The sequence below is a fragment of the Pseudomonas segetis genome (genome assembly GCF_900188155.1).
Classification (GTDB): domain Bacteria; phylum Pseudomonadota; class Gammaproteobacteria; order Pseudomonadales; family Pseudomonadaceae; genus Aquipseudomonas; species Aquipseudomonas segetis.
Genome location: NZ_FZOG01000001.1, coordinates 760,242 through 766,863 on the forward strand (window position 1 = coordinate 760,242; position 6,622 = coordinate 766,863).

General features: G+C 57.4%; 4 protein-coding genes. All 4 read left to right on the top strand.

Features of this window, described 5'->3' with window-relative positions; all coding sequences use genetic code 11:
- The first annotated feature begins 72 nt into the window (after nt 1-72).
- The 4 genes from mtnA (at nt 73) to pheA (ending at nt 6,529) form a co-directional block, all read left to right on the top strand.
- Nucleotides 73-1,149: an S-methyl-5-thioribose-1-phosphate isomerase gene (gene mtnA, locus CHB79_RS03595; RefSeq protein ID WP_089358907.1), complete on the top strand. Its 1,077-nt coding sequence runs from the start codon at nt 73-75 to the stop codon at nt 1,147-1,149.
- Between the two features lie 426 nt (nt 1,150-1,575).
- Nucleotides 1,576-4,242: a DNA gyrase subunit A gene (gene gyrA / locus CHB79_RS03600; RefSeq protein ID WP_010483280.1), complete on the top strand. Its 2,667-nt coding sequence runs from the start codon at nt 1,576-1,578 to the stop codon at nt 4,240-4,242.
- A gap of 95 nt (nt 4,243-4,337) precedes the next feature.
- The gene (gene serC, locus CHB79_RS03605) at nt 4,338-5,423 is read left to right on the top strand and encodes a 3-phosphoserine/phosphohydroxythreonine transaminase (RefSeq protein ID WP_010483281.1); all 1,086 of its coding nucleotides are present in this window, start codon (nt 4,338-4,340) and stop codon (nt 5,421-5,423) included.
- Nucleotides 5,423-6,529, top strand: a complete 1,107-nt coding sequence (gene pheA, locus CHB79_RS03610) for a prephenate dehydratase (protein WP_010483282.1) — start codon at nt 5,423-5,425, stop codon at nt 6,527-6,529. The genes serC and pheA overlap by 1 nt, the downstream gene beginning before the upstream one ends.
- Nucleotides 6,530-6,622: the final 93 nt, after the last annotated feature.

Sequence of the window (6,622 nt, forward strand, 5' to 3'; positions counted from 1 at the left end):
TTAAGGGTTTTGCTGCAACTATGGCCACGCATGGGCGTATAATCGGCGGCTTTGCTTCACGAGGGTGAGTTGATGCGCGAGCAGTTGTTAGCAGCAGAAAAGGTCAAGGCTATCGAGTGGCGTGATGGTCGTCTTTATCTGCTAGATCAGCGCGTACTGCCTTTTGAAGAGCTATGGCTTGCTTATGAAAGTGCCGCAGAGGTTGCCTCGGCAATCAAGTCGATGGTGGTGCGTGGTGCGCCCGCCATTGGCATCAGTGCGGCCTACGGCGTGGTGCTGAGTGCTCGGCAGCGCATCCAGGAAGGCGGCGACTGGCGTGCGGCGCTTGAATCTGATTTCCAGGTGTTGGCCGATTCGCGACCTACTGCGGTGAACCTGTTCTGGGCTTTGAACCGCATGCGTGACCGGCTGGCGCGTCTCAAGCCGCAGGATGATGTGCTGGCGGTGTTGGAGACCGAGGCGCTGGGCATCCATGAGAGCGACCGTGAAGCCAATCTGACCATGGCCCAGCTCGGGGTCGACTTGATCCGCAAGCACCAGGGCAATCTGCAAAACCTGCTGACCCATTGCAATACCGGCGCGCTGGCAACAGGCGGCTTTGGCACTGCTTTGGGCGTGATTCGCGCGGCGTACCTCGACGGCCTGGTCGAGCGGGTCTATGCCGACGAAACGCGTCCGTGGCTGCAAGGCTCGCGGCTGACTGCCTGGGAGCTTGCCAACGAAGGCATCCCGGTGAGCCTCAATGCGGACTCGGCGGCGGCCCACCTGATGAAAACCCGTGGCATCACCTGGGTTATCGTGGGGGCGGATCGCATCACCGCCAATGGTGATGTCGCCAATAAAATCGGCACATACCAGCTGGCCGTCAATGCCATGCATCATGGCGTGCGCTTTATGGTCGTCGCGCCCAGTTCGACTATCGATATGGATCTGGAAAGCGGCGAAGACATCCCGATTGAGGAGCGTGACGGCAGCGAGTTGCTTGAGGTGGCTGGCAAGCGCGTGGCGGCGGGCGTTGATGCGGTCAATCCGGTGTTCGATGTGACGCCCGCGGACCTGATCGACTTTATCGTCACCGAAAAAGGTGTGGTCGAGCGCCCGGATTTGGCCAAGATGACCCAGTTGATGTGTCGCAAGCGCCTGCATTAATACGCCCAAGGAACATATTGCCAGCCTCTGTGCGCAGGCCGCGTTTTGCATTCTTCATATGCGTGGCCTTGGTCAAGCATATTCGTGGACATCACCATGCGCGATTTGATGCCGTTCTAATGGCATTTATGCATTGCCTGCGGTGGAGGCTGCAAAGGAATAAATCGGCTTGTGCGGCCTCTCAGTGCGTCACAGGGCTATTTGGCCGTTTTTGCTGGTCGGTTTAGGGTAGGTGTAAAGCGCTGTTTGTGGTAACCTCCGGCAGTTATCAGGGCAACTGCTTGCGGTTATCCGAATCGCATATACACATGGCATAACTTATTGATTTGTCGTGAGTCGATGCTGACTTGATGTTACAGCGACAGGCTTCGCCTCGTTCAGCATGGATGGCGCGGAGTTTCACCAGAAAAAGGAACCAGGCTACTCATGGGCGAACTGGCCAAAGAAATCCTCCCGGTCAATATCGAAGACGAACTTAAGCAGTCCTACCTTGATTACGCGATGAGCGTAATTGTCGGTCGTGCACTGCCGGATGCGCGCGATGGCTTGAAGCCCGTGCACCGTCGCGTGCTCTACGCGATGAGCGAGCTGGGTAATGACTGGAACAAGGCGTACAAGAAGTCGGCTCGTGTCGTTGGTGACGTGATCGGTAAATATCACCCGCACGGTGATACAGCGGTCTACGACACCATCGTCCGTATGGCTCAGCCATTCTCTTTGCGCTACCTGTTGGTAGACGGCCAGGGCAACTTCGGTTCGGTCGACGGCGATAACGCTGCAGCCATGCGATACACCGAAGTGCGCATGACCAAGCTGGCCCATGAGCTGCTGGCTGACCTGCATAAGGAAACCGTGGATTGGGTGCCTAACTACGACGGCACTGAAATTATCCCAGCGGTCATGCCGACCAAGGTTCCAAACCTTTTGATCAACGGCTCCAGCGGTATTGCCGTGGGCATGGCGACCAACATCCCGCCGCATAACCTGACCGAGGTTATCAACGGCTGCTTGGCGCTGATCGAAAACCCGGAGCTGAGCATCGATGAACTGATGCAACACATCCCGGGCCCGGATTTCCCAACCGCCGGCATCATCAACGGTCGTGCCGGCATCATCGAAGCCTACCGCACCGGTCGTGGACGCATTTACATGCGTGCCCGCGCCGAGATCGAGGATATCGACAAGGTTGGCGGTCGCCAGCAGATCGTCGTTACCGAACTGCCTTACCAACTGAACAAGGCTCGCTTGATCGAGAAGATCGCCGAGTTGGTCAAGGAGAAGAAACTCGAAGGCATTACCGAGCTGCGTGACGAGTCCGACAAGGACGGCATGCGCATTGTGATCGAGCTGCGCCGTGGTGAAGTGCCGGAGGTGATCCTCAACAACCTCTACGCGCAAACCCAGATGCAGGGCGTGTTCGGCATCAACGTTGTTGCATTGATCGATGGCCAGCCTAAGGTCCTTAACCTCAAGGACATGCTCGAAGTCTTTATCCTGCACCGTCGCGAAGTGGTTACCCGTCGCACTGTGTTCGAGCTGCGCAAGGCCCGTGAGCGTGGCCACATTCTTGAAGGCCAGGCGGTTGCCCTGTCGAACATCGACCCGGTTATCGCCCTGATCAAGGCCTCGCCAACCTCGGCTGAAGCCAAGGAAGCGCTGATTGCAAAAGCCTGGGAATCCAGCGCCGTACAAAGCATGGTCGAGCGCGCAGGCGCTGATTCGTGCCGTCCGGACAACCTGGACCCGCAATACGGGCTGCGTGATGGCAAGTATTACCTCTCGCCTGAGCAGGCCCAGGCCATTCTTGACCTGCGTTTGCACCGCCTGACCGGTCTCGAACACGAAAAACTGCTGGCTGAATACCAGGAAATCCTGGCTCAGATCGGCGAGTTGATCCGCATCCTCACCAGCGCCGAGCGCTTGATGGAAGTGATCACCGAGGAACTTGAAGGCATCAAGGCTGAGTTCGGCGATGCTCGTCGCACTGAGATCCTCGATAACCGTCTCGACCTGACCCTGGCTGACCTGATCACCGAAGAAGATCGCGTGGTGACTATTTCCCACACCGGTTATGCCAAGTCCCAGCCGCTGGCTGCGTATCAGGCACAACGTCGTGGCGGCAAAGGCAAGTCGGCGACCGGGGTCAAGGATGAGGACTACATTTCTCACCTGCTGGTTGCCAACAGCCACACCACGCTGCTGCTGTTCTCCAGCCGTGGCAAGGTCTACTGGCTGAAAACCTACGAGATCCCGGAAGCCTCCCGTGCTGCGCGCGGTCGTCCGCTGGTCAACCTGTTGCCGCTGGATGAGGGTGAGTACATCACCACCATGTTGCCGGTCAACGAATACACCGAAGGTCACTTTATCTTCATGGCGACCGCTGGCGGTACCGTGAAGAAGACCCCGCTGGAACAGTTCAGCCGTCAGCGCAGCGTGGGCTTGATTGCCCTTGACCTGGATGAAGGCGATACCCTGATCTCCGCCTCCATTACCGACGGCAGCCGTGAAGTAATGCTGTTCTCCGATGGCGGCAAGGTGACACGCTTTAAAGAAAGCGATGTCCGCGCCATGGGCCGTACCGCTCGCGGTGTTCGCGGTATGCGTCTGGCTGAAGGCCAGAAGCTGATCTCGATGCTGATTCCGGAAGAGGGTAGCCAGATCCTGACCGCCTCGGAGCGCGGCTATGGCAAGCGTACCGAAATCGGTGAGTTCCCGGAGTACAAGCGTGGTGGCCAGGGCGTGATTGCCATGGTCAGCAACGAGCGTAACGGTAAATTGGTTGGCGCGGTTCAGGTGCTCGATGGTGAGGAGATCATGCTGATTTCCGATCAGGGCACACTGGTGCGTACGCGCGTCGGTGAGGTTTCAAGCCTGGGTCGTAATACCCAGGGCGTGACCCTGATTCGCCTGGCCAAGGACGAGAAGCTTGTCGGCTTGCAACGTGTTCAAGAACCTTCCGTTGAAGAAGAATACGATGAAAATGGCGAGCTGATCGTGCATGAAGAGCTTGAAGCTGAGCAGGAGCAAGCGCTTGAAGAGGGCGCTGAACCTCAAGCTCCAGCTGCGGATGAAAATCCCGTAGATACAGAGTAATCCACTCAACAAGCCTGCTTCGGCAGGCTTTGTTGTCTGTGGCGTTTGATCAGGCGCTGGCTTAGGGCCAGCGTCCATTTTTTGAGAGAGTGGATGTGAGCAAGCGAGCCTTTAACTTCTGCGCCGGCCCAGCCGCGCTTCCCGAAGCTGTTCTGCAACGTGCCCAGGCTGAACTCCTCGACTGGCAAGGCAAGGGCCTGTCAGTGATGGAAATGAGCCATCGCAGCGATGAATACACTGCAATCGCCGAGAAGGCCGAGCAGGACCTGCGTGACCTGTTGTCCATTCCCTCGAATTATAAAGTCCTGTTTTTGCAGGGCGGTGCCAGCCAGCAGTTTGCCGAGATCGCCCTGAACCTGCTGCCCGAAGACGGTGTGGCCGACTATATCGATACCGGCATCTGGTCGAAGAAGAGCATCGAGGAAGCCAAGCGCTACGGCAACATCAATGTCGCCGCCAGTGCCAAGCCCTATGACTACTTTGCGATTCCGGGGCAGAACGAGTGGCAGCTTTCGAAAAATGCTGCCTATGTGCATTACGCCAGCAACGAAACCATTGGTGGCTTGCAGTTCGACTGGATTCCACAAGTAGGTGACGTGCCGCTGGTGGCTGATATGTCTTCGGATATTCTCTCCCGTGAGCTGGATGTCTCCAAGTTCGGCCTGATCTACGCTGGCGCGCAGAAAAACATCGGCCCCAGCGGCCTGGTGGTGGTGATTGTGCGTGAGGATCTGCTGGGGCGCGCACGCAGTGCCTGCCCAACCATGCTCAATTACAAGGTCGCAGCCGACAATGGCTCGATGTACAACACCCCGGCGACCTTTTCCTGGTATCTGTCGGGGTTGGTTTTCGAGTGGCTGAAGGAGCAGGGCGGTGTGAGTGCGATGGAAGCACGCAATCGCGCCAAGAAGGACCTGCTCTACAGCGCCATTGATAGCAGCGAGCTGTACAGTAACCCGATCACGCCTAATTCGCGTTCGTGGATGAACGTGCCGTTCCGCCTGGCTGACGATCGTCTGGACAAGCCATTTTTGGCCGGCGCTGATGCGCGCGGTTTGTTGAATCTCAAGGGTCACCGTTCGGTTGGCGGCATGCGTGCTTCCATCTATAACGCAGTTGGTCTGGATGCGGTGCAGGCATTGGTTGCCTACATGGCTGAGTTCGAGAAGGAGCACGGTTAATGTCGGATCAAATTTCCGAGCAAGAATTAAAGGCACTGCGCCTGCGCATTGACAGTCTGGATGAGAAAATCCTTGAGCTGATCAGTGATCGTGCCCGCTGCGCCGAGGAAGTTGCGCGGGTCAAGATGGCCGCGTTGCCGGAAGGCGAGAAGCCGGTTTTTTATCGCCCTGAGCGTGAGGCGCAAGTCCTCAAGCGCATCATGGACCGCAATGCCGGGCCGCTGGGCAATGAAGAAATGGCCCGCCTGTTCCGTGAGATCATGTCCTCGTGCCTGGCGCTCGAGAACCCGCTGAAAGTGGCCTACCTCGGCCCGGAAGGGACTTTCTCGCAAGCGGCGGCAATGAAGCATTTCGGCCACGCGGTGATCAGCGTGCCGATGGCTGCTATCGACGAAGTTTTCCGTGAAGTGGCTGCCGGGGCGGTGAACTTTGGCGTGGTGCCGGTCGAAAACTCGACTGAAGGCGCGATTAACCACACCTTGGACAGTTTCCTCGAGCACGACATGGTGATCTGTGGCGAGGTTGAGCTGCGTATCCACCATCACCTGCTGGTGGGTGAATCGACCAAGACCGATAAGATCACTCGTATCTATTCCCATGCGCAATCCCTGGCCCAGTGCCGCAAATGGTTGGATGCCCATTTCCCGAATGTCGAGCGTATCGCCGTTTCAAGCAATGCCGACGCTGCCAAGCGGGTCAAGAGTGAGTGGAACTCGGCGGCAATCGCTGGCGACATGGCGGCAAGCCTCTATGGCTTGACCAAACTGGCTGAGAAAATTGAAGACCGTCCGGACAACTCGACGCGCTTCCTGATTATCGGCAGCCAGGAAGTGCCGCCGACAGGGGATGACAAGACCTCGGTCATTATCTCCATGAGCAACAAGCCGGGTGCATTGCATGAGTTGCTGGTGCCTTTCCATCAGAACGGCATCGACCTGACGCGCATCGAAACGCGGCCTTCGCGCAGCGGTAAATGGACCTATGTGTTCTTTATCGATTTTGTTGGTCATCACCGCGATCCGCTGATCAAGGATGTGCTGGAGAAGATCAATCAGGAAGCCGTGGCGCTCAAGGTGCTGGGCTCATACCCCAAAGCCGTTCTCTGATGTTCTGTAGGGTGGATGGCGCTTTTCCATCCACCGAAGAGTGGCTTGATTTTAGGGTGGACAAGCTTCGCGTTGTCGCACCCTACGGTTCGC